This is a genomic window from Vulcanithermus mediatlanticus (assembly GCF_055385885.1).
Genome location: NZ_AP042385.1, coordinates 301,167 through 321,284, shown reverse-complemented (window position 1 = coordinate 321,284; position 20,118 = coordinate 301,167). Strand labels below are relative to the sequence as shown.

The 20,118-nt window shown below is 65.6% G+C and carries 23 protein-coding genes; 15 read left to right on the top strand and 8 right to left on the bottom strand.

What is annotated here, in order from left to right; genetic code table 11:
* Positions 1-22: 22 nt before the first annotated feature.
* Complete coding sequence (locus tag ACZ5BT_RS02570; protein WP_464885068.1) at positions 23-1,798, bottom strand: M3 family oligoendopeptidase; 1,776 nt, start codon at positions 1,796-1,798, stop codon at positions 23-25.
* A 54-nt stretch (positions 1,799-1,852) separates the two neighbouring features.
* On the opposite strand from ACZ5BT_RS02570, the gene ACZ5BT_RS02565 reads away from it, so the two are divergent.
* Both ACZ5BT_RS02565 and ACZ5BT_RS02560 read left to right on the top strand, forming a co-directional pair.
* Positions 1,853-3,184, top strand: a complete 1,332-nt coding sequence (locus tag ACZ5BT_RS02565; protein ID WP_464885067.1) for an FAD-dependent oxidoreductase — start codon at positions 1,853-1,855, stop codon at positions 3,182-3,184.
* Positions 3,185-3,265: 81 nt separating this feature from the next.
* The gene (locus tag ACZ5BT_RS02560) at positions 3,266-4,237 is read left to right on the top strand and encodes a hypothetical protein (protein ID WP_464885066.1); all 972 of its coding nucleotides are present in this window, start codon (positions 3,266-3,268) and stop codon (positions 4,235-4,237) included.
* 40 nt (positions 4,238-4,277) lie between these two features.
* On the opposite strand, the gene ACZ5BT_RS02555 is transcribed toward ACZ5BT_RS02560, so the two are convergent.
* From ACZ5BT_RS02555 to ACZ5BT_RS02545, 3 genes are read right to left on the bottom strand one after another with little or no spacing between them, the layout of a single operon-like run.
* Positions 4,278-5,072, bottom strand: coding sequence for a fructosamine kinase family protein (locus ACZ5BT_RS02555; RefSeq protein WP_464885065.1), 795 nt, complete (start codon positions 5,070-5,072; stop codon positions 4,278-4,280).
* Positions 5,050-5,532 carry a low molecular weight protein-tyrosine-phosphatase gene (locus ACZ5BT_RS02550; protein ID WP_464885064.1) on the bottom strand — a complete coding sequence of 161 codons (483 nt, stop codon included), beginning with the start codon at positions 5,530-5,532 and terminating at the stop codon, positions 5,050-5,052. Before ACZ5BT_RS02550 ends, ACZ5BT_RS02555 begins: the two co-directional genes overlap by 23 nt.
* 5 nt (positions 5,533-5,537) lie before the next feature.
* Positions 5,538-5,876 (bottom strand): winged helix-turn-helix domain-containing protein, encoded by a 339-nt coding sequence (locus ACZ5BT_RS02545; protein ID WP_464885063.1) that lies wholly within the window; start codon positions 5,874-5,876, stop codon positions 5,538-5,540.
* Positions 5,877-5,900: 24 nt separating this feature from the next.
* Between ACZ5BT_RS02545 and ACZ5BT_RS02540 the strand changes: the two genes are divergently transcribed.
* Positions 5,901-7,136 (top strand): 2,3-bisphosphoglycerate-independent phosphoglycerate mutase, encoded by a 1,236-nt coding sequence (locus ACZ5BT_RS02540; protein WP_464885062.1) that lies wholly within the window; start codon positions 5,901-5,903, stop codon positions 7,134-7,136.
* Between the two features lie 79 nt (positions 7,137-7,215).
* On the opposite strand, the gene ACZ5BT_RS02535 is transcribed toward ACZ5BT_RS02540, so the two are convergent.
* The gene (locus ACZ5BT_RS02535; RefSeq protein WP_464885061.1) at positions 7,216-7,719 is read right to left on the bottom strand and encodes a DUF2227 family putative metal-binding protein; all 504 of its coding nucleotides are present in this window, start codon (positions 7,717-7,719) and stop codon (positions 7,216-7,218) included.
* 142 nt (positions 7,720-7,861) lie between these two features.
* Here ACZ5BT_RS02535 and ACZ5BT_RS02530 point away from each other — a divergent pair, with 142 nt between their 5' ends.
* The 12 genes from ACZ5BT_RS02530 (at position 7,862) to ACZ5BT_RS02475 (ending at position 17,401) form a co-directional block, all read left to right on the top strand.
* Positions 7,862-8,116 (top strand): SHOCT domain-containing protein, encoded by a 255-nt coding sequence (locus ACZ5BT_RS02530; protein WP_464885749.1) that lies wholly within the window; start codon positions 7,862-7,864, stop codon positions 8,114-8,116.
* 55 nt (positions 8,117-8,171) lie between these two features.
* Complete coding sequence (locus ACZ5BT_RS02525; protein ID WP_464885060.1) at positions 8,172-8,837, top strand: response regulator transcription factor; 666 nt, start codon at positions 8,172-8,174, stop codon at positions 8,835-8,837.
* Entirely contained in the window at positions 8,837-9,982 is a 1,146-nt protein-coding gene (locus tag ACZ5BT_RS02520) for a sensor histidine kinase (RefSeq protein WP_464885059.1), read from the top strand. The genes ACZ5BT_RS02525 and ACZ5BT_RS02520 overlap by 1 nt, the downstream gene beginning before the upstream one ends.
* A gap of 9 nt (positions 9,983-9,991) precedes the next feature.
* The gene (locus ACZ5BT_RS02515; RefSeq protein WP_464885058.1) at positions 9,992-10,552 is read left to right on the top strand and encodes a CueP family metal-binding protein; all 561 of its coding nucleotides are present in this window, start codon (positions 9,992-9,994) and stop codon (positions 10,550-10,552) included.
* A gap of 22 nt (positions 10,553-10,574) precedes the next feature.
* Positions 10,575-12,008 (top strand): multicopper oxidase family protein, encoded by a 1,434-nt coding sequence (locus ACZ5BT_RS02510; protein WP_464885057.1) that lies wholly within the window; start codon positions 10,575-10,577, stop codon positions 12,006-12,008.
* Complete coding sequence (locus tag ACZ5BT_RS02505; protein ID WP_464885056.1) at positions 12,008-12,589, top strand: DUF3105 domain-containing protein; 582 nt, start codon at positions 12,008-12,010, stop codon at positions 12,587-12,589. Before ACZ5BT_RS02510 ends, ACZ5BT_RS02505 begins: the two co-directional genes overlap by 1 nt.
* Before the next feature lie 281 nt (positions 12,590-12,870).
* Positions 12,871-15,012 carry a heavy metal translocating P-type ATPase gene (locus ACZ5BT_RS02500; RefSeq protein ID WP_464885055.1) on the top strand — a complete coding sequence of 714 codons (2,142 nt, stop codon included), beginning with the start codon at positions 12,871-12,873 and terminating at the stop codon, positions 15,010-15,012.
* 74 nt (positions 15,013-15,086) lie between these two features.
* Positions 15,087-15,494, top strand: a complete 408-nt coding sequence (locus ACZ5BT_RS02495; protein WP_464885054.1) for a DUF302 domain-containing protein — start codon at positions 15,087-15,089, stop codon at positions 15,492-15,494.
* Complete coding sequence (locus tag ACZ5BT_RS02490) at positions 15,491-15,697, top strand: SHOCT domain-containing protein (protein ID WP_464885053.1); 207 nt, start codon at positions 15,491-15,493, stop codon at positions 15,695-15,697. Before ACZ5BT_RS02495 ends, ACZ5BT_RS02490 begins: the two co-directional genes overlap by 4 nt.
* Positions 15,698-15,699: 2 nt before the next feature.
* Positions 15,700-16,299 carry a hypothetical protein gene (locus tag ACZ5BT_RS02485; RefSeq protein WP_464885052.1) on the top strand — a complete coding sequence of 200 codons (600 nt, stop codon included), beginning with the start codon at positions 15,700-15,702 and terminating at the stop codon, positions 16,297-16,299.
* Positions 16,296-16,958 carry a PspA/IM30 family protein gene (locus ACZ5BT_RS02480; protein WP_464885051.1) on the top strand — a complete coding sequence of 221 codons (663 nt, stop codon included), beginning with the start codon at positions 16,296-16,298 and terminating at the stop codon, positions 16,956-16,958. Before ACZ5BT_RS02485 ends, ACZ5BT_RS02480 begins: the two co-directional genes overlap by 4 nt.
* Positions 16,955-17,401, top strand: a complete 447-nt coding sequence (locus tag ACZ5BT_RS02475) for a rhodanese-like domain-containing protein (protein ID WP_464885050.1) — start codon at positions 16,955-16,957, stop codon at positions 17,399-17,401. The genes ACZ5BT_RS02480 and ACZ5BT_RS02475 overlap by 4 nt, the downstream gene beginning before the upstream one ends.
* 71 nt (positions 17,402-17,472) lie before the next feature.
* On the opposite strand, the gene ACZ5BT_RS02470 is transcribed toward ACZ5BT_RS02475, so the two are convergent.
* From ACZ5BT_RS02470 to ACZ5BT_RS02460, 3 genes are read right to left on the bottom strand one after another with little or no spacing between them, the layout of a single operon-like run.
* The gene (locus ACZ5BT_RS02470; protein ID WP_464885049.1) at positions 17,473-18,711 is read right to left on the bottom strand and encodes a molybdopterin molybdotransferase MoeA; all 1,239 of its coding nucleotides are present in this window, start codon (positions 18,709-18,711) and stop codon (positions 17,473-17,475) included.
* A 10-nt stretch (positions 18,712-18,721) separates the two neighbouring features.
* The gene (locus tag ACZ5BT_RS02465; RefSeq protein ID WP_464885048.1) at positions 18,722-19,279 is read right to left on the bottom strand and encodes a GNAT family N-acetyltransferase; all 558 of its coding nucleotides are present in this window, start codon (positions 19,277-19,279) and stop codon (positions 18,722-18,724) included.
* Positions 19,254-20,087: a CPBP family intramembrane glutamate endopeptidase gene (locus ACZ5BT_RS02460; RefSeq protein ID WP_464885047.1), complete on the bottom strand. Its 834-nt coding sequence runs from the start codon at positions 20,085-20,087 to the stop codon at positions 19,254-19,256. The genes ACZ5BT_RS02465 and ACZ5BT_RS02460 overlap by 26 nt, the downstream gene beginning before the upstream one ends.
* Positions 20,088-20,118 lie beyond the last annotated feature (31 nt).

Below are 20,118 nucleotides of genomic sequence, written 5' to 3'. Positions count from 1 at the left end.
GAGAACCGCCCCCTTCGGAGTCTCAGTTCGATTCGCGGCGCATTTCGGCTTCCAGCCGCGCGACGTGCTCGCCGATGAGCTCGAAGCCCGAGAGCCAAAACCCGGGGTCCTCGATGTCGAAGCCTTCCTTTTGCAGGAGCTCGGCGGGGTTTTGGGACCCCCCGGCGGCCAGGATGCGTTTCAGCTTGGGAACGAACGCCTGGCCCTCGGTCTGGTAGCGCCGGTAGAGCGAAAGCACCAGCAGCTGGCCGAAGGCGTAGGCATAGACGTAGAAGGGCGTGTGGTAGAAGTGGGGCACCATCAGCCACTCGTATTGGAAGTGCTCGGGGACCTCGACCGCGTCACCGAACTGGTCCTTGAGCGTTTTGAGGTAGGCCGAGTGGACCGCCTCGAGGGGCGCGCCGCCGGTGAGCAGGTCGTGGGCCTCGATCTCGAAGCGAGCGAAGTAGGCCTGGCGGAGGATGGTGCCGTAGAAGCCATCGAGCTGGTGAAAGAGGATGCTCTTTCGCAGCCTGGGATCCTGCTCGGTCGCCAGCAGCCGGTCGACGAGCAGCATTTCGCCGAAGGTTGAGGCCGACTCCGCCAGGGGGAGGGGGGGGTGGAAGGTGAAGACCGGATGGGAGGCCGCGAGCAGGCTGTGGACCGAGTGCCCGAGTTCGTGGGCCAGCGTGGCCACGTCACGGGCTTGGCCCTGGAAGTTGAGGAGCACGTAGGGGGTCATACCGGGCACGGGGCCGTAGGAAAAGGCGCCCGAGCGTTTCCCGTCGCGGGGGAAGACATCGATGTGCCGGGCCTCGATGACCTGGCGCATCAGCGCTTCGAACTCGGGGTCGAACTGCCTGAAAGCCTCGCTGACCAGCGCCACCGCTTCGTCGAAGGTGTACTGGCGCTCGTTTTCCCCGACCGGGGCGTAGAGGTCGTAGCGGGAAAGCCGCTTCATGCCGAGCGCCCGGGCCTTGAGGCGGAAATAGGCCTGGAAGGTTTGGCTCCCCTCTTCCGTGGCTTTCAGCAAAGCCTCGACCACGGCATCGGGAAGATCGTTCATCTTGTTCCTGGCCGAGATCGGGGTTGGGAAGCCCCGGAGTTTGACGTATTCGTTCTTCCAGTCCTCGGCCACCAACCGGTAGAGCTCCCCAAGGATCATCGCCTCTTCGCGGTAGCGCTCGAGCATGGCGTCGTAGGCGGCCTTGCGGACGGCGGGGTTTTGATGGCGGGTGTAGCGTGAGAGCTCACTCTTTTTGGCCTCGACGCGCGTGCCCTCGGCTTCGAAAGCGAAGGTGTAGCGGTCGTTAATCGTTTCGTAGATCTTGCCCTGAGCCCGGGCCACCGTGTTCTTGAGGGTGATGGCCCGCTCGGCCTCCTCGCCGAGGGTGAAAGGGCGCCACGAGCGCATTTCCGAGAGCCAGTAGGCATAGCGGGGCCCCGCGGCCTCGATCAAGGCCTTGGCCTTGGCGTCCTCGAGGTGCTTCCACCACACCTCGAAAAAGAGGGTCTTGGCCGAGAGTTCGCCGAGCTGGCTTTGGGCGTGGGCGAAGCGGGCCTGGGCCGCTTCGGAGCGGCTGTCGGCATAGAACTCGAGCGCGGCGTAGGCGACGAGCCTGTGGGCCAGGAGGGAGAGTTCTTCAAACTCCCGGAGCAGCTCCATGAAGCCGTCGCGATCGAGGTCGTTCAGCTTTTCCCGCCAGCGTCCGAAGTGCTCGGCTTTCGCCGTTAGGGCTTTGAGCTCGGTTTCGTACGCGGCCACGTCTGGGAAGAGGTCGGTGAGGTCCCAGCGCCATGATTGAACGTCGTTTGCCATGCGTCCAATATACGGGGTGGGCGAGGTTATACCTCTTGGGGGTATAAAAGAGGTATGAGCGAGCGTCTTGTGATCATCGGTGGCGTGGCTGCGGGAATGAGCGCCGCGGCCAAGGCAAAGAGGAGCCGTCCTGATCTCGAGGTCATCGCCTTTGAAAAAACGCATTACGTGTCTTACGGGGCCTGCGGGTTGCCCTATTTCATCGCGGGCGAGATCGAGCGGGTCGAGGATCTGGTCGCCCGGACCCCCGAACAGTTCAAAAAGCAGGGCATTGCCGCGCTCACCCGCCACGAAGTGGTCGGTGTGGACTACGAAAATCGCGAAGTTTTGGTGCGCGACCTCGAGGGGGGAGAAACGCGAAAGGAGCGCTTTGACTACCTGGTGATCAGCACCGGCGCCAGCCCGGTGCGGCTGGCCCTTCCCGGTGCCGATCTGCCGGGGGTTTTTACCCTGCGCACGCCGGAGGACGGGCTTGCGATTCGCGAGTGGTTGAATCGCGCCCGTCGAGCGGTGGTTGTTGGCGGTGGGTACGTGGGCCTCGAGATGGCCGAGGCCTTCCGCAAGCGGGGCCTTGCGGTGACCGTGGTTGAGGCCAGGGACCGGGTCATGCCCCAGCTCGATCCGGAGATCAGCGAGATCGTCGGCGAGGCGTTGGTTCGGAGCGGGGTCGAGGTCGTTACCGGGGCTCGGGTTGAGGGATTCACCGGTGAGGGCGCGCTCGGCGCGGTGGTGACCAGCCAGGGGACGATCGACGCCGATCTGGCCCTGGTTTCGGTCGGCATCCGGCCGAACGTGGCGTTGGCGGAGCAAATGGGCGTCCGGCTCGGCCCCACCGGTGCCATCGCCGTCGACGAGAAGCTTCGCACCAACCTCCCCGGCGTTTGGGCGGCCGGGGACGTGGCCGAGAGCGTGCACCTGGTGACCGGCGAGCCTTACTGGCTGCCCCTTGGCGATGTGGCGAATAAGCACGGCCGCACCGCGGGCGCGGTGATCGCCGGTGAGGACGTGACGTTCAAGGGGGTGGTGGGCAGCGCGATCAGCAAGGTCTTCGATCTCGCGGTTGCGGTGACCGGCCTCACCGAGGAAAGGGCGCGTCAGGCGGGTTTTGACGTTCGATCGGTGATGATCAAGTCCCGAGACCGGGCGCACTACATGCCCGGTGGCCATCCGCTTTTCGTCAAGCTCGTTTACGAGGGGAATTCGGGCCGGTTGCTCGGGGCCCAGATCGTGGGCGGGGGCAGCGACGCGCTGCGGGTCGATGTGGTGGCAACGCTCATCCACCAGGGGGCGACGGTTGAGGATCTGCGCCGGCTCGACCTGGCCTACGCCCCGCCCTTCAGCCCGGTGTGGGACCCGCTCTTGATCGCCGCCAACCAGGCCAAATAGGCCGCCTGTATGAACGTTTGTTAAGAGGCCCCTAAGCCGCCCCGGGCCCGGCCTTCTTAGGCTGGCCTCGAGGTGATGGCAATGAAAAGCAGACGGTGGTTGGTTGGGGTTTTGGGTGTCCTCGGTGTGGTCGTGCTCTCGGCCTGCAGCTCGCTGGCCACGCCCGAGGCGGACAGCAGCGACGCCCAGGCGGTGGTGGCCGATGAGCTGGCGCTGGATGGGGCGCTTTTAGAGGATTTGGCGGCGGGGACGCTGAGCGCTGGCGCTCAGGGAGTGGATACCCAGGCCCTCCTTCCCGGCTTTCCCCGTCCGGTGGCCCGCTTGCTCCGGCATTGGCGGATTAGGCTCGCGAGCTTGGACTTTGGAACTGGCACCGGGCAGTGCCAGGCGGAGATCAAATCGGGTACGGACGCTGATGGTGACGGGATCGTCAGCGGATTCTCGATGACCTTTACCAATTGTTCCGCTACGACTGATGATGGCCACACCGCCACGTTTGCCGGAACGCTCACCTACAGTGACACCAATGATAATGACAGCAACGTCAAGGGCCGGACCATGACCTTCACCAACTTCCAGGCCACCATCAGCGGCACCAACGCCCGTGGCGAGGCCTTCAGCCGCAGCCGGACCTGGGACGGCAGCGTGACCGTGGACGAGGGCGCTGGGGGAGCCGTGACCATTACCAAGAACATGACCGTGAACATCACGGTGTCCCGCGACGGCCAGGTGGTGCACGAGACCGCGACCACCATCGATCGCACCACCACCTACACGCCCGACGACCCGGCCAGCCCCCGAGACGCGGGTACGCTCGAGGTCACCGGCACCGTCGACATGACCCGCGACGGGACCAATTTCGTGTTCAACGTGGCCACCGACCCGGGCGACCCCTTGCACTGGTCGAAGAGCTGCGCCCAGCAGCAGGACTACTTCCCCGGTTTCGACAGCGGTACGGTGGTCTACACCTACACCACGAACGGCCAGGTGACCAAGACCATCACCGTCACCTACCAGGGTTGCGGCCAGGCCAACATCAACGTGAGTTTCTAAGGGGAAAGCTTTCCAAAGCCCGGCCCGCGTGGGCCGGGCTTTACCCGTAGATGCGCAAGACCCTTTGGATGCCCGAGAGGTAGGCGGGGCCGAAGAAATGGACGTGAACCAGGAGGAAATAGAGCTGGTAATAGGGCAGGGCGTCACGCACTTCGTCGGGAACGGGGTAGATCGCTTCGTAATGGTCCCAAAAGGTCGGCGGGAAGCCGCCAAAGAGGCGCATCATCGCCAGATCGACGCCCCGTTCCCCGACCCAGACCGAGGGATCGATGAGGGCCGGTCCTTGCTGGCTCATCAGCAGGTTGCCGTGCCAGAGGTCGCCGTGAATCAGGGTCGGGCCTTCGGCCGGGGGCGTGTAGCGGGCGAGGAGGCGTTCGACGTCCTTTCCGGTGGGCCCGAGCTGGTTCCAGGTGGCCTCGAGCAGGGGGGCAAGGCGAAAGTTTACGAAGAACTCGTCCCACGCCCCGTGCTCGCCCTGGGAAAGCGGGAAGGTGCCCAGATACACCGGTTTGGACCACCCGTAACGTTCTCTTCGGGTTTTGTGAAGGCGGGCCAGCATTTTTGCAAGCCCCGGCCAGTCCGCCTTGCCGGGTGGCAGGTAGGTGAGGACGAGCCCCGCCTCGCCGGCCCAGAGGACGTCCGGGGTGAGGATACCCGCCTCACGAAGGGCCTGGAGGCCTTCGGCTTCCGCCGGGAACATGCCGGGTGGGGGCGCGGGATGGGTCTTGATCACGTAGGGACCGGCGCGCCAAAGACGCGCCACATCGCCGCCCCCCATCGGTTCGGGGGGTGGAGCGTTTATGCCCGCGGCCTTAAGGAGCCTTTCCGGCCTCATCGTCTCCCGGCCAAAGCCGTTCCAGCCACTTTTCCACCAGGTCGGCGATCTCCAGATACGTTTGTTCGAACAGCCAAAGGTCGCCTTCCCAGGGGTCGTTGATCTCTCCCTGACCCCAGGGTTCGGTGATCAGGTGCACCTTGTCCCGAAAAGGGCCCGCCAGGCGCACCAGGTCGCGCTCGATCTCACGGTCGGCGGCCAGGATGAGGTCGTAGTGCTGAAAATCTTCCGGTGTGATCTGGCGTGCTCGGTGTTCAAAATAGGCGCCGTGCCTTTTGAGCACGGTCTCGGTTCGCGGGTCCATGGGTTCGCCGACGTGCCAGGGGCCGGTCCCGGCCGAGTCCACCTCGAAGGCGTTCTGAAGGCCACGTTCTTTGATGAGCTTCCGGAAGATTCCTTCCGCCATCGGGCTGCGACAGATGTTGCCGAGGCATACAAAGAGCACTCGGGTTCGCTCCATGGCTGTCAGTCTACGCCGAACGCCTTTTCGAAGGCGGTCTGGAGCCCGGCCTCGGCAGCGCCGAGGAAGGCCTGGTAGCGCTCGACGAAGTTTTCCCCTTCTTCGGTGAGGCGGGTGGCGCCGCCGCCCTCGCCGCCGCTTTTGCTTTCGACCAGGCGAAAGCCAAGCGCTGCTTCGACCTCCCGGATGCGGGCCCAGGCCGCGCGGTAGGAAAATCCGGCTTTGGCGGAGGCGGCCTTGAGGCTCCCCGTTTCCTTGATCGCGAGCAAAAGCCTGAGTGTCCGCGGGCCCATGAGGTAGGTTCCGTCTTCGCTTTCCAGCCAGAACTTTGCGCGCGGGCGCATGCTTTATTTTCGCATAATGGAGGCATGGACATCCTGCCCTATCTCAAAGAGATCAGCAAAAAAACACCCTCGAAGATCCTCCTCGTCGTGCTCGACGGCGTCGGAGGTTTGCCGCGTGAGCCCGGTGGTCCTACCGAACTCGCCGCGGCCAGCACCCCGAACCTGGACCGGCTGGCCCAAGAGAGCGCCCTTGGTCTGTATACGCCGGTCTTTCCGGGCCTCGCACCGGGGTCGGGGCCCGGCCATCTGGCGCTTTTCGGGTACGACCCTCTGAAATACCAGGTGGGCCGGGGCGTCCTCTCGGCGCTCGGCCTCGGTATTCCGCTCGGACCCCAAGACGTCGCCGCTCGGGGCAACTTCGCCACCTTCGACCCGGAGGGAAGGGTACTGGACCGCCGGGCCGGGCGTCCGAGTACCGAGGAGAACCGTCGGGTGGTGGCGAGGCTCCGCGAGGCGATTCGCGAGATCGACGGGGTCGAGGTCGAGATCCACACCGAGAGCGAGCATCGTTTCGTCGTCGTGCTCCGCGGAGAGGGTCTGGGGGATGCGGTCTCCGACACCGATCCCCAGGTTACCGGAGTGCCGGCCAAAGAGGCCGAGGCGATCAGCGGTGACGAGCCCTCGAGGCGGACCGCCGCCATCCTCAACGCGTTCGTGCGCCAGGCTCGGCAGATCCTCGCCGATGAGCCGGTCATCAACGGCGTGCTTTTGCGTGGCATCTCGAAGCGGCCCAACTTTCCCGCCCTGGGTGAGGTCGCCTCGGTCACCCCGGCCGCGATCGCCAGCTACCCCATGTACCGTGGCGTGGCGGAGCTCGTCGGCATGCGCGCCCTTGACCTCGATGTTTCGGAGGATGACCCCGACCGGCCCAGGGCCAAGCTCGAGGCGATCCGGTCCAACTGGCAGGCCTTCGACTTCTTCTACCTCCACTTCAAAAAGACCGATTCCAAGGGCGAGGACGGTGACTTCGAGGGTAAGGTGGCGCGCATCGAGATGTTCGACCGCCTCTTGCCCGAGCTCCTCGATCTCGGCCCCGACGTGGTGGCCATTACCGGGGATCACTCGACGCCGGCGGTACTCAAGGCCCACTCGTGGCACCCGGTCCCCCTGCTCATCTTCGGCCCCCATCTCCGCAACGACGCGGCCCGTCGCTTCACCGAGGATGAGGCGCAAAAGGGCGTTTTAGGCCAGCTCCGGGGCACCGAGCTCCTGCCCTTGCTGCTCGCGCATGCCGGCAAGCTGCAAAAATTCGGTGCCTAAGTGGGCACCACGGGCTTTTTCAGCGTCTGCAGTCGTTTGCCGGGAGCCCCGCCGTGGCGAAAGCCACGGCGGGGGTCGTTTAGATGCCGAGTGATGACTTCTTGCGGGCCCTTTTTCGCCGGCCGCCCCGGGGCGTTTCCTGGGTCCAGAGGTCGAGGACCAGATGGATCCACTGCGAGAGCAGATAGCCGAGGGTGAAAAGGCTGGCCTCGAGGGGATGCTCGAGGATGAGCGTCCGGAGATCAAACCTGGCCAGGAGACCAGCGCTCGCGGCCAGGATCGCCAAGTAGGCGATGCGACTCAAAGGCCCCAAAACCCAGGAATGGGAGAGGCCTCGATGTTTGAAGATCATTCCGTAGGGCCACCACAGCACCTTGAGCGGCCCCCACCATTTGAGCGGTCTCGGCTCCTGGCGCTCCGCGAGGTCGAGGTCGGGGGTGATCAAATAGGTACCGAGTGCGAATCCAGCCAAATAGCTCCAAACCCCCTGGGCAGGAAGGGCGAGGGCGCCCCCCAGCCAGGCGGCGGCCTGGGCGACGAGGAATCCGGTGTTGATGGTTTCGTGCACCTTACCCGAGGGCATGGCCCTCCTACGTTAAAACGAAAGTCATTCCAAGAAAAGGCACCTGGGGAACCGTCCTGTTCAGTTACCCCGGTATCCTACCTCATGTTTACGATATCTTTACGGTGAGGGCCGAAAGTAATGGTCGGAGGTGATGGTGGTGATGTGGGGTTGTCCCTGGTGTGGATGGGGTTACGGAATGGGAGGTTGGGGACTCTTGTTCGGAATTTTGTGGTTCGTCCTGATCGCCTGGCTGGTCTACGCCGTGGTCCGCGCCATGACCCGAGGTGATGGCGGGGGCGGTGGCGGAGGCCGGGGCGGCAGCGATCGCGCCCTCGAGGTCCTGCGCGAGCGTTATGCCCGGGGCGAGATCGATAAAGAGACTTACGAGCGCATGAAGCGCGATTTGGAGTCTTGAGTTTCCCCCGGCACCCCCCTCGGGGGGCGCCGGGGCATTTTGCAAAGGGGGCGAAATGGCGAAAGTCCTGGTCGTTGACGACGATCCCGCGATCCGCGAGATTCTCCGGGCCTACTTGAGTCGGGAGGGCTACGAGCTCCTCGAGGCCGACGACGGTGAAGCGGCGCTCGAACTCGCGCCCCAGGCCGACCTGGTGGTCCTGGACTTGATGCTGCCAAAGCTCGACGGCTGGGCGGTGGCCGAGCGCTTGCGCGAGCTGCGCCCCGAGCTTCCGGTGCTGATGCTGACCGCCCGAGGCGAGGAAGAGGAGCGGGTTCGGGGCCTCGAGCTCGGCGCCGATGACTACGTGACCAAGCCGTTTTCGCCCCGAGAACTCGTGGCCCGGGTGAAGGCCCTTTTGCGACGGGTCGGTCTCAAGGAAGAACTGCGCTACGGCGAGCTGGTGATTCGGCCCCACACGCGGGAGGTCTTTTTGCACGGTGAACCCCTGCACCTCTCGCGCCTTGAGTTCGACCTCCTCCTCTTGCTCGCCCGTCACCCGGGCATGGTCTTTTCCCGGGACCGGCTGCTTGAGCGGGTGTGGGGGGAGGATTTCTTCGGCGTCGATCGAGTGGTGGACGTCCACGTGGCCGCGCTCAGGAAAAAGCTCGGCGACGATCCTGAGCATCCGCGCTATATCGAAACCGTCCGGGGCGTCGGGTATCGTTTTAAAGAGACCTGATGCGACTCTTCGTCAAACTCCTTTTGAGCTACCTGCTGGTGGTGGTCCTGGCCGAGCTGGCGCTCGCCTTTTTGGTGGAGGTCTTCGCGCCGGAGTTTTTTCGCGGGCACGTGGCCCACATGCTCGGGGCATCGGCGATGATGGGCATGGGGCCGATGGCCGAGGCGTTGAGGAAGGACTTGGAGTGGGCGCTTAGGAGTACGCTCAACTCGGCGTTTTTGGCATCGCTCCCCGTGGCCACGCTGGTCGCCGGAGGCATCGCGTTCTTCGTCAGCCGCAAGCTGACCCAGACCGCGGTGATGCTGGCCACGGCCAGTCGAAAGGTGGCGGAGGGGGACTACAGCGTCCGGCTGCCGGTGCTCGGCAACGACGAGCTCTCAGAACTCGCCCTCCACTTCAACCGCTTGGCCGAGGCGCTGGAGAAGATCGAACGGACCCGGGTAGAGCTCATCGGGAACGTGGCCCACGAGTTGCGCACGCCGCTCGCGGCCCTGCAAGGGTATGCCGAGGCGATGGCCGACGGGGTGATGCCGGCGGATGCGGCGGCGCGGGCGATCACCCGGGAGGTGCAGGCCATGCGCCGGTTGGTCGAGGACCTCTCCATGGTTTCCCGGGTCGAGGCGGGGGCGGTGCCGATGGAGCTCCGGGCTTACGAGGCCGACGCTTTGCTTCGCGCGGCCTACGAACGCTTCCTGCCCGCCTTCGAGGCCAAGGGGGTCGAACTCGACCTCCAGATGCCCGAAAAGCCGCTACCGCCGGTTCGGGCCGACCCCGAGCGGGTGGGGCAGGTGCTCGCCAATTTGATCCGGAATGCCCTGCGTCACACCCCTGCTGGGGGGCGGGTCATCCTTTCGCTCGGCGCCGACGAAGCCGGGGCCCGCTTTTGCGTTTCCGACACCGGCCCCGGCATCCCCCGCGAGTTCCAGGAGCGCGTTTTTGAGCGCTTTTTTCGCCTCGACCCCGCGCGCAGCCGGGCCCAGGGAGGCACCGGCGTGGGCTTGACCGTTGCCAAAGGACTGGTCGAGGCGATGGGGGGTCGGATCTGGCTCACTTCCGAAGTGGGAAAGGGCACCACCTTTTGTTTCACGCTGCCCTTTGCCGAGGGCGAGTCCGGTTTTTACAGGGGCTTTACAGGGTGGGGTTAGCTTTTAGGTATGCGACGGTTCTCATGGATCGTTCTCGGTGTTTTGGCGGTTGGCGCGGGCCTTTGGCTCGGGCTCGGCGGGTTCGGACGTGATCAGGGAGGCGAGCTCGAGGGCCTTTCCCCGAAAGAGGCACTGGCGCTCGCCAACCAGTGGGCCGAAGAGGCGAAGGGGGTCCAGAGCTACCTCACCGCGAAGGAGATAGTGTTCGTCTTCTCGGATAAGAAAACGAAGCGCGTGCCTTTGCCGAAGGATGAGATGGCCCTCGCCGTCGCGCCCTACGTTCGCTACACCCACCCATGCGAAGTGCATTTCATGTCCAGCTGCCGGGGCGAGCTCGCGGAACAAACCTTTGCCGTGAAGGTGATCGACGAAAACGGCAATGTATTCTGGGAAGGAAAGGTCAAGACAATGGCGAATGGATTTTTTGAACTGTGGTTGCCGAGGGGGAAGAATTACCGCCTCGAGGTCAAGCAGGGCGATTACATAGGAACGGTCCCCATTACCACCGAGGGGAACGCGCCGACCTGCATTACCAACCTGAGACTTGAAAAGCGGGGGAACGATGCCTGAGGAACAGAGTGAACGTAAGGGTATGAGCGGCGGGAAGCTCTCCCGCCGCGCGGTGATCGGCGCGGCGGCGGCATTGGCCGGCGCCGGTTTTTGGGGACGGGGCGCCCGGGCCCAGGGTCTGGGCACGCTTTCCGGGGTGGTCAAAAGCCAGGCGGGATTGCTCTCGGTTGAGCTCGACGCCAGCCTCCGCCCGGTCACGGTCGCGGGACAGAGGGTTGAGCTCTTCGCTTACGGAGGGCGGGTCCCCGGGCCCCGGCTGGAGCTCAAAGCCGGGGACACACTCCGGTTGAGGTTCGTAAACCGTCTGAAGGAACCGACGAACCTCCATTTCCACGGCCTGCACGTGTCGCCGAGCGGTAACGCCGACAACATCTTCCTCGAGGTCCCTCCCGGGGAAATCCAGGATTACGAGTTCGAGATTCCGGCCGATCACCCGGCGGGAACCTTCTGGTATCACCCGCACCTCCACGGTCTGGTGGCCAAGCAGGTGTTCCTCGGGCTTTCGGGCCTTTTGATCGTGCGGGGGGCGCTCGACGAGATTCCTGAAATCGCCGCCGCCAGCGAGGCCTTCGCGGTGCTGAAGGACTTTGCGATTCAGGGCGGTCGGGTCCCGCCGCCCGCGCCCATGGACACGGTCCAGGGTCGGGAAGGTCCGGTGGTGACGGTGAACGGCAAGGCGAAGGAGCGCTTCGTGGTGCCCCGGGGTGGCCTCCTGCGTCTGCGATTGCTCAACGCCTCGAGCAGCCGGTTTTATCACCTCCGTTTGGAAAACCACCCCCTTTACCTCATCGCCACCGACGGGGGGGCGCTCTCGGAGCCGGTGGAGCTCGACACCCTCCTCCTGGCCCCGGGCGAGCGGGCCGAGGTCCTCATACGCGGCGACCGCAATCCCGGGAGCTATCGTCTGCTCGATCTGGGCTATGACCGGGGTGTCGCCGGTATGGGGGCGTTCGGCAGTGCCCGTGGCACGGGAACGCGGGTTTTGGCCGAGGTGGTCTACGGGGAAGCACGGCGGCCGGCTCTGCCACTCCCCGAGCGCCTTTTGCCCGTCGTACCCCTGGAAAACCCGGTCCGCACCCGCCGCTTCGTGCTCGGCCACGGCATGCAGATGGGACGGGGGATGGTGTTCATGATCAACGGCCGGATCTTTAACCCCCGGCGCGTGGACACCAGTGTCAGGCTGGGTGAGGTCGAGGAGTGGGAGATCGTCAACGCCGGGGTCATGGACCATCCCTTCCACCTGCACACCAATCCCTTCCAGATCGTCAGCCGAAACGGGTATCCGGAGAAGGTGCGGGCCTGGAAGGATGTGGTCCTGGTGCGGCGCGGTGAGCGGGTGCGCATCCGGGTCGCCTTCAAGGACTTCCCGGGGAAGACCGTTTACCACTGCCACATCCTTGACCATGAAGATCTGGGCATGATGGGCATCATCGAGTTCGGTGAGGGAGGCGTGTAATGGCGCGCCGCGGCATCAGCCCCAGGCAGCGCCCGAAGCCGAAAGGGCGGGGGGCGGTGCTCTGGGGCGTTTTACTTTTGGCCGCGGCCGGGATTGTAGGCTACGTTTTGCTCCAGCCCAAGACCGACGATTTCGACGCCCTGGTCGCCGAGGGGCAGAGCGCCTTGGCCCAGGTGGTGAAAGAGCCGGATCTGGGGAGCCGGCACCTGCCGCCGGGAAAGGAGATCCGCTACGCGACCCCAACCCCCACCTCCGGAACCCACAGTCCCTTTGACGTGAATCCGGGGTTTTACACCAAACCCCAACCCGCCGTCCGTCTGGTGCACAGCCTCGAGCACGGCGAGGTCGTGATCTATTACGATCAGCCTGGTAAGGCGGCGCTCGCTTACCTCCGGCGTTGGGGGGCTGAATTCCAGGAGCCATTCCAGGGCGTGATCGTCGTTCCCTTGCCGGGGCTGGGACCGAAAGTCGTGCTTACTGCCTGGCGAAGGCGGCTCGACCTCGACCCCTTCGACCCCGCAGCGGCGGCGGCGTTCATCGATCGCTACCGGGGTCGGGGTCCGGAACGGCAGGTGAGGTGAGGCGATGGCGGCAGGGGGGAGAGGCAGGCCAACTGGCCTGCCTCTCGATGTTTGCACGCGATCTAGGGCCGTGCTATCCTATCCATAGCCCACCCCCCCCGGGGGGGGTTAAAAGGGGAAGCAGGACATTCGGCTGCCGCCTTGAACGAAATGATCTGTATGTGTGTCGTAGAGTGATGATAGGGGTAGTGAGGAGGCAGTGGAAGCGCGTTCCTGCGAGAACGTTTTTCGATAGGTGCGTGTTTCGGAGGTGATCGCAGGTGGATGAGAAGGAAAAGGGTATGAATCACGGTTCGCACAAGCACGACCATCAATCCCACGCTCACGAAAGTCACGGGGCTCACGACCACAAAGGGCATGACCATGGCGGCGCCGGGGCCCACGACAGCCACGGCGGCCACGGTGGCGGGGCCCACCACGACCACGGCGGAGCCGGAGGTCACGAGGGCCACGACAAACACGCGGGGCACGACCCCAAAGATTTCCTGCGCCGTTTCTGGCTCAGCGCGATCCTGACCCTGCCGATTCTCTATTTCTCCTCCCAGATGCAGGAATGGCTGGGCTACACCGCCTACTCGGCGCCATGGACCCCCTGGGTGGGGCCGGTTTTGGGGACGTTCCTTTACTTCTACGGCGGGAGCCCCTTCCTCAAGGGCGCGATCGCCGAGTTCCGCCACCGGCAGCCGGGGATGATGAGCCTGATCGCGCTGGCGATCAGCGTGGCCTACATTTACAGCCTGCTGGTGTCCCTCGGCTTCCCGGGCAAGCCCTTCTACTGGGAGCTCTCGACGCTGATCGACATCATGCTCCTCGGGCACTGGGTGGAGATGACGAGCGTGCAGCAGGCCAGCCGGGCCCTCGAGGCCCTGGCCGAGCTGGTGCCCACCAAGGCCCACCGGGTCGAGGACGGCGAGGTCCGCGACGTGTCGGTGGAGGAGCTCCGCGAGGGCGATCTGATCATGGTCCTCCCCGGCGAGCAGATCCCGGTGGACGGCGTGGTCGTCGAGGGAACGAGCAGCGTCAACGAGGCCTTCCTGACCGGTGAGTCGAAGCCGGTGACCAAGGCCGAGGGCGACGAGGTGGTGGCCGGCGCCATCAACAACGAGGGCGTGCTCAAGGTGCGGGTTTTGCGGACCGGTGAAGCCACCACCCTCTCCCAGATCGTGCGCCTGGTGCGCGAGGCCCAGAGCGCCCGCAGTCGCTTCCAGGCGCTCGCCGACCGGGCGGCGTCCTGGCTCTTCTACATCGCGCTGGTGGTCGGCACGGTGGCCTTCGTGACCTGGATTCTGCTTGGGGAGAACTTCAACTTCGCGCTCGCCATCGCCGTGACCACCCTGGTCATCGCCTGCCCCCACGCCCTCGGCCTGGCGATTCCCCTGGTGACCTCGAACGCCACCGCGATGGCCGCCCAAAACGGGATCCTGGTGAAGAACAGGGAGGCCTTCGAGCGGGCCTGGAACGTCAAGGCGGTGGCCTTCGACAAGACCGGCACCCTGACCGAGGGGCGCTTCGCGGTGCGTCGCGTGGCCGGGCAGGGGCTCTCGGAGGAAGCGCTGTTGCGCCTGACCGCGGCGCTTGAGGCGACCAGCAGTCACCCGCTGGCCGAGGCCATCGTCGAGGCGGCCAAGGAGCGGGGCCTCGAGCTGCCGCAGGTGGCCGACGCCCAGGCGGTCCCGGGGCAGGGGATCGTGGGCAATGTCGACGGGCAGAAGGTCTACGTCGGCCGGCCCGAGTGGCTGCGCGAGTTCTCGCTGGACCTCGGCGAGCTCAAGAAGGTGCTCGATGAGGCCGAATCCCGTGGTGAGAGCGCGATCGTGACCTTCACCGAGTCGAAGGTCCTGGGCGTGCTTTCGCTCGCCGACCAGGTCCGCGAGAGCGCCCGCGAGGCGGTCCGCCAGCTCCAGGCGATGGGCGTGGAGCCGGTGATGGTCACCGGCGACGCCGAGGCCGTGGCCAAGACCGTGGCCTCCGACCTGGGGATCAAACGCTACTTCGCCCGGGTCTTGCCTCAGGATAAGGCTCGCATCGTTCGCGAGCTGAAGCAGCAGTTCGCCGGCCAGGGCCGGGTCGCCTTCGTCGGGGACGGTATCAACGACGCGCCGGCGCTGGTCGAGGCCGATCTCGGCATCGCCATTGGCGCCGGCACCAACGTGGCCATCGAATCGGCCGATCTGGTGCTGGTACAAAATGACCCCCTTGACGTAGTCCGTGGCCTGCGGCTTGCCAAAGCCACCTACGGGAAGATGGTGCAAAACCTCGCCTGGGCGACCGGCTACAACGTGGTGGCGATACCCCTGGCGGCGGGCGTGGCCATGCCCTGGGGCATTCTCCTTTCCCCGGCGATTGCGGCGGTCTTTATGAGCCTCTCCACGATCATCGTGGCCGTGAACGCGATGCTGCTCCGGCGGGTCCGCCTCGCCTGAGCCCGGGTACCTCGGAGGGGTACCTTAACACGGCCTTAACAAAAGCCCCTTGTAATACCCCTAGGAGGTTGGAGATGGAAAAGACAATTCGCAAGATCCAGATTCAAGGAAACATCGAGGCCGTCGAGGCGCGGTTGACCGAGCTGTTGAAGAACGAAGGCTTCGGGATCCTGAGCCGCAACGCCTTCCACGAAGTGCTCAAGGAGAAGATCGGCGTCGAGATCGAGCCCTACATCCGGCTTGGCGTGTGCAATCCCGGCTTCGCCCACCAGGCTCTCGAGATCAACCGGGCGGTGGGCATCCTGCTTCCCTGCGCGGTCTACCTGAGGCAGGTCGGGGACGCGGTGGAGGTTGGCTTTTTGCGTCCGGAACCGGCCTTCGGCCTCGTTTCGGAAGAGGTGCCTGAGGCGCTGGCCACGATCGGACGCGAGGTTGAGGCGCGCCTTGAACGGGTGCTGCAGGCGATCGAGGTGCCGGCATGATGGGATTCGGTTTCGGCGGGCTGTGGATGCTCCTGCTCTTCTTCCTGGGCCTCTTTTTGCTCTTCGCGCTCTTGCGCGGGCCCGAGCGGGCCCCGGCCCAGGCCGGGGGAGAGCGTCCCAAGGACGTACTCCGGGAGCGCTACGCCCGCGGCGAGCTGAGCCGCGAGGCCTACCTGCAGCAACTTAAGGATCTGGAGGGTTAGCCATGGGATGCGGATCGAGCCGTAGCCGAAGGCACCACACGCGCATCATCGACCTGGTCGAGATCCGGGAAGAAGCGCCGGCGCGCCGGGCGGAACCGGATCCCCTCGAGGAGCTGGCCACGCTCTACGCCAAGGGAAGGATCGACCGCGATACCTTCCTGCGCTATCGCGAGCTCGGCGAGGATGGCCGCTTGAGTATGGAGGACATCCGTGCCCTCCGCGAGGGCAAGCTGCCCGCGACCACCTCCGGGGATCCCGGGCTCGAGGCCGAGCTCAAGGCCCTTTCCGAGGAGATCATCGGGGTGCGGAACCGCGTTTCCGCCCTGCGTGAGGAGCGGGCCCGGCTTCTGGCCGAGCTCGAGCGGGCGTCCTCACGGGCCGAGGGTGCGTTGGAGGATTCGGGCCTTGAGGCCCACGACCTCTTCAAGGACAAGGTGGCCAAGGAGGAGCGCCTGCGGCGGTTGGAAACCGAGATTGCGCGACTGGGCGCTTCGCTCGAAAAACTCGAGGCGCTCTTTCAGGAGCTCGAGGCCGAGCGCCTCGAGGCCAAGGTGGACGCCTGGGCCGAGCGGGTGGCCCGGCTGAAAGGGGGAATGCGATGAACCTGTTCGATCGTGTGGGTCGGCTGATCCGCGCCAATTTAAACGACCTTCTGCGCCGTGCCGAGGATCCGGAGAAGGTCTTGCGCCAGGCGCTTTTGGACATGAAGGCGGCCTATCGTTCGGCCAAGAGCGAGGTGGCCTCGGCGATCGCCGAATTGCGGCAGCTCGAGCGCGAGGAGCAGGCTTACCTGGAGATGGCCGAGTCATGGCGTAACCGGGCCAAGGACGCGCTCAAAGCCGGGCGAGAGGACCTGGCCCGCGAGGCGCTCAAAGAAGCCAAGCAGGCCGAAGCCCTCGCCCGTGGTTTCGCCGATCAGATCGGCCAGCAGCGCGAGGCCGTCGAGCGGCTGAAGGTTCGCCTCAAGGCCCTCGAGGCCAAGATCTCCGAGGCCGAGGGTAAGATGAAGACCCTTGTCGCCAAAAAGAAGAGCGTGCAGGCGGCGGAGGCCGTCCGCCGGCTCGATGCGCACCTCGAAGCCGACAGCGCCCTCGAGGCCTTCCGCGAGATGGAATCCCGGATCAACGCCATGGAGGACCGTCACCAGGCGCTGGTTGAGCTCGACGAGGCGGCCGATCTGGAAAAGGCCTTTGAGGAGCTCCAGGGGGATGACCTTGAGGCCGAGCTCGACGCCCTGAAAAAGGAGCTGGGGCAGGCATGAAGCGGGGCTGGACCTACTTCTTCTTGATCGCCGCGGTGGGGGTTTTGGCTGTGTGGGCCCTGGCCGGGCGCTCCTCGAGCAAGGCGAGCGCGAGCTTGCCGGAGGTTCCCGCCGGGAGCTACGCCGATATCTCGGTCGAGACGCTGAGCGCCCTGCTCAAGGCCGAGGATCGGCCCTTCGTCTTGATCAACGTCCACATTCCCTACGCCGGCGAGATCCCCGGCACCGACCTCAAGATTCCCTATAACCAGATCGCCGCTTTCCAAGACAAGCTGCCCCAGGATAAGAACGCGCCGATCGTGGTCTATTGCCGCAGCGGGGCCATGAGCGAGTACGCGGCGCGAACCCTGGTCGAGCTCGGTTACACCCGGGTGTACAACGTCTCCGGGGGCATGAACGCCTGGCAGCGCGCGGGCTACCCGTTGAGCTTCTCAGGCCGCTAAGGCGCCAAGACGACCTTCTCCCAAAGCGGGCCGCGCCCGGGTGAGCATCACCCGGGCGCAGGCGCGTGGGGTCAGCCGTTTCCGATCTGCTCTGGGGCGAGCAGGATGGCCTCGACCAGGTCGCCGGCCGACACCTGGGTGTTCGGCGGAACCACCACCAGCGCGTTCCCGATGGCCATGGACCTGAGCACCCCCGAGGACTGGCTGCCCGTGCTGCGGGCACGAAACCCCCCGGGGGATTCGGGGTCATAGCTCAAAATCGCCCGGCGGAAGGCCACCTTGTGCCCCGCGCCCTTAAAGCGTTCCTCGGCCAGAGCCCTGACCTTTCGGTAGGGGGGGTCGGTGCGGCCGAGCATCTTGTAGAGTGCCGGCCGCCCGAAGAGGAAGAAGGTGACCATGGCGCTCACCGGGTTTCCGGGTAGGCCGAGGAGCGGGAGGCGTTGCCAATGGGCGAAGAGGAGCGGACCCCCGGGGCGCAGTCGCACCTTCCAGAAGTGGATTTCCCCCTCGCGCTCGAGGAGCTTGCGTACCAGGTCGTATTCGCCCATGCTCACCCCGCCCGAGGTGAGCAGCAGGTCGAGCCTGCCGGCGGCACCGATGCGTTTTTTGAGGTCCTCGAGGCGGTCGTCGACCCGCCCGAGCAAAACGGGTTCGCCACCGGCTTCCGCGACCATGGCCGCCAGGGCGTAGCTGTTGGAGTTGTAGACGCCTCCGGGGGGCAGCGGCTCACCTGGCTCCGCCACCTCGTCTCCGGTCGAGAGAATGCCCACCCTCGGTTTCCGGACCACCGGGAGCCGGGCATGCCCCATCCCCGCGGCGAGGCCGACCCGTCCGGGGGAGAGCACGGTTCCTTTTTTGAGCAGCACTTCGCCCTTTTTGTAGTCGTCGCCCTTGGGCCGAATGTCTTTCGGCGAGGCGGGGGCAAAGAGCACGACCTGGTCGCCCTCGCGCCGGGTGTCCTCCACCGCCACCACGGCATCGGCGCCTGGGGGAAGCGGGGCGCCGGTGTAGATCGCCACCGCCTGGCCGGGCCCGACCCGGCCCTCGAAAGGGCGTCCGGCCGGGGCTTCGCCGATCACCTTGAGCCGGACCGGGGACTCTGGGCTGGCCCCCAGCGTATCCGCCGCCCGGGCGGCGTAGCCGTCTACCGCGGTGTTGTCGACGTCGGGGTGGTCGACGAGCGCCGCCAGGTCTTTGGCCAGGGTTCGGCCCAGCGCGGCCTCGAGGGCCACATCTTCGATCTCTTGAATTTCAAAAACGCGCTCGGTGATCGCATTGAGTGCTTCCTCGACGGTGAGGTCGGTCCGCATAGCGCTTAGTTTAATCCCCCGCTTTTGAGGCGGTGCGGGCGTAGAGGAACCCGTCGCCGAAGCTGCCAAGGTTGGGGAAGTAGAAATAGCGCTCTAAGCGGCCCTCCCGCACGAATCCCGTCTTTTCCAGAACCCGCTGTGAGCGGTGGTTGTCGACGTGGGCGGTGGCCATGACCCGGACCCCGCCCAGCGCCAGGAGCGTTTCGGTGAGGGTGGCGACGGCCTCGGGCATGAACCCCTTTCCCCAAACCTCGCGACTGAGCGCGTAGCCGATCTCGAGGCCGAGGCGCCCGGCGTGGACCGAGATGCTGCCGATCGGTATCCCCCGGTATTCGATGAGGTAGGTCAGATCCCGGCAGTGGGCGACAAGGCCCTGGCTTTGGGCCCAGGCCTTGATCCAGCGGCGGAGGACCGCCAGGCTGTCGTCGGTGCTGCGGTGCGGTCGAAAACCCAGGAAGCGGGTCACCTCGGGGTCCGAGGCCCAGGAAAAGAGGGCGTTTGCGTCATGGAGCTGTGGCGTTCGAATGCGCAGACGTGAGGTCTCAAACGCCGGCGGTAGCCTGATCATCCCGCGCCCACCTCCTGAGGGCAAAATTGACGGCAGCCAGGGCGGCCAGGCCGGAAAGCCCCGTAAAGCCCACCAGCAGGCTCGAGGCATGGACGAACAAGAGCGGAAGCAAGCCGCTGAGCGCGGTGACGCTCCCCTGGAAAAGCGCCGGGACGATGACCGCACCGCCTTGCAACCGCAGCCAGAGCAGGCTCGGGGTGAGGAGCACCGAGAAGGCGACGGCCAGGGCGATCGAGGCCCACACCGGGGTCTCTGGGTTGGGGGTGAGCAGGATCAGCGGCGCATACCACAGGCCCCAGGCCAGGCCGATCCGAAGCGAAGCCGGCCAGAAGCCGAGTCCCCGGTAGGCCGCCCACAGGTAGCCGCGCCAAAAGAGTTCCCCACCCAGGGCGAAGACGAGGTTGGCGGTGGCGGCGGCGATGAGGCTTTGGGTGATGAAGAGCGCGACGAGCGAAAGGGCGCTGGCGTCGGCCACGGTGGGCGGCAGCTTGGCCCGAAGCTCGGTGAGTCCGGAAAACTCGGCGAGCGGAAGCGAGAGAACGACGGTCGCGGCCAGGAGCACGAGCGGGCTGAACCAGGCGATGAGCCACCAGAGGTTGGGCCGTCCCAAGACGGGGATGGAAAGGCCGGCCCGCCGGGCGGCGATGACCGCCACCAGCCCCGGGAGCCAGGCGTAGCCGACGAAGAATAGGGGGATTTGCAGCACAGAACCCCCGCTGGCGAACCAGATTATCAGGAACCAGCCGCTCAGGATCACGACGGCGGCCAGACGGTCGCCGCTTTGGGGCGTGGGCCTCTGGTCGTTCATCGCATCAGCATACCGTGGGGCCAGATAAAAT

What these genes read in the sequence shown, in the direction of transcription:
- ACZ5BT_RS02475 (WP_464885050.1), top strand. Translation starts at nt 16,955, where the DNA reads ATGAAGCGGGGCTGGACCTACTTCTTCTTGATCGCCGCGGTGGGGGTT.
- ACZ5BT_RS02465 (WP_464885048.1), bottom strand. Translation starts at nt 19,279, where the DNA reads ATGATCAGGCTACCGCCGGCGTTTGAGACCTCACGTCTGCGCATTCGA.
- ACZ5BT_RS02495 (WP_464885054.1), top strand. Translation starts at nt 15,087, where the DNA reads ATGGAAAAGACAATTCGCAAGATCCAGATTCAAGGAAACATCGAGGCC.
- ACZ5BT_RS02530 (WP_464885749.1), top strand. Translation starts at nt 7,862, where the DNA reads ATGTGGGGTTGTCCCTGGTGTGGATGGGGTTACGGAATGGGAGGTTGG.
- ACZ5BT_RS02460 (WP_464885047.1), bottom strand. Translation starts at nt 20,087, where the DNA reads ATGAACGACCAGAGGCCCACGCCCCAAAGCGGCGACCGTCTGGCCGCC.
- ACZ5BT_RS02565 (WP_464885067.1), top strand. Translation starts at nt 1,853, where the DNA reads ATGAGCGAGCGTCTTGTGATCATCGGTGGCGTGGCTGCGGGAATGAGC.
- ACZ5BT_RS02520 (WP_464885059.1), top strand. Translation starts at nt 8,837, where the DNA reads ATGCGACTCTTCGTCAAACTCCTTTTGAGCTACCTGCTGGTGGTGGTC.
- ACZ5BT_RS02570 (WP_464885068.1), bottom strand. Translation starts at nt 1,798, where the DNA reads ATGGCAAACGACGTTCAATCATGGCGCTGGGACCTCACCGACCTCTTC.
- ACZ5BT_RS02515 (WP_464885058.1), top strand. Translation starts at nt 9,992, where the DNA reads ATGCGACGGTTCTCATGGATCGTTCTCGGTGTTTTGGCGGTTGGCGCG.
- ACZ5BT_RS02480 (WP_464885051.1), top strand. Translation starts at nt 16,296, where the DNA reads ATGAACCTGTTCGATCGTGTGGGTCGGCTGATCCGCGCCAATTTAAAC.
- ACZ5BT_RS02505 (WP_464885056.1), top strand. Translation starts at nt 12,008, where the DNA reads ATGGCGCGCCGCGGCATCAGCCCCAGGCAGCGCCCGAAGCCGAAAGGG.
- ACZ5BT_RS02490 (WP_464885053.1), top strand. Translation starts at nt 15,491, where the DNA reads ATGATGGGATTCGGTTTCGGCGGGCTGTGGATGCTCCTGCTCTTCTTC.
- ACZ5BT_RS02485 (WP_464885052.1), top strand. Translation starts at nt 15,700, where the DNA reads ATGGGATGCGGATCGAGCCGTAGCCGAAGGCACCACACGCGCATCATC.
- ACZ5BT_RS02550 (WP_464885064.1), bottom strand. Translation starts at nt 5,532, where the DNA reads ATGGAGCGAACCCGAGTGCTCTTTGTATGCCTCGGCAACATCTGTCGC.
- ACZ5BT_RS02560 (WP_464885066.1), top strand. Translation starts at nt 3,266, where the DNA reads ATGAAAAGCAGACGGTGGTTGGTTGGGGTTTTGGGTGTCCTCGGTGTG.
- ACZ5BT_RS02510 (WP_464885057.1), top strand. Translation starts at nt 10,575, where the DNA reads ATGAGCGGCGGGAAGCTCTCCCGCCGCGCGGTGATCGGCGCGGCGGCG.
- ACZ5BT_RS02555 (WP_464885065.1), bottom strand. Translation starts at nt 5,072, where the DNA reads ATGAGGCCGGAAAGGCTCCTTAAGGCCGCGGGCATAAACGCTCCACCC.
- ACZ5BT_RS02535 (WP_464885061.1), bottom strand. Translation starts at nt 7,719, where the DNA reads ATGCCCTCGGGTAAGGTGCACGAAACCATCAACACCGGATTCCTCGTC.
- ACZ5BT_RS02545 (WP_464885063.1), bottom strand. Translation starts at nt 5,876, where the DNA reads ATGCGCCCGCGCGCAAAGTTCTGGCTGGAAAGCGAAGACGGAACCTAC.
- ACZ5BT_RS02470 (WP_464885049.1), bottom strand. Translation starts at nt 18,711, where the DNA reads ATGCGGACCGACCTCACCGTCGAGGAAGCACTCAATGCGATCACCGAG.
- ACZ5BT_RS02500 (WP_464885055.1), top strand. Translation starts at nt 12,871, where the DNA reads ATGAATCACGGTTCGCACAAGCACGACCATCAATCCCACGCTCACGAA.
- ACZ5BT_RS02540 (WP_464885062.1), top strand. Translation starts at nt 5,901, where the DNA reads ATGGACATCCTGCCCTATCTCAAAGAGATCAGCAAAAAAACACCCTCG.
- ACZ5BT_RS02525 (WP_464885060.1), top strand. Translation starts at nt 8,172, where the DNA reads ATGGCGAAAGTCCTGGTCGTTGACGACGATCCCGCGATCCGCGAGATT.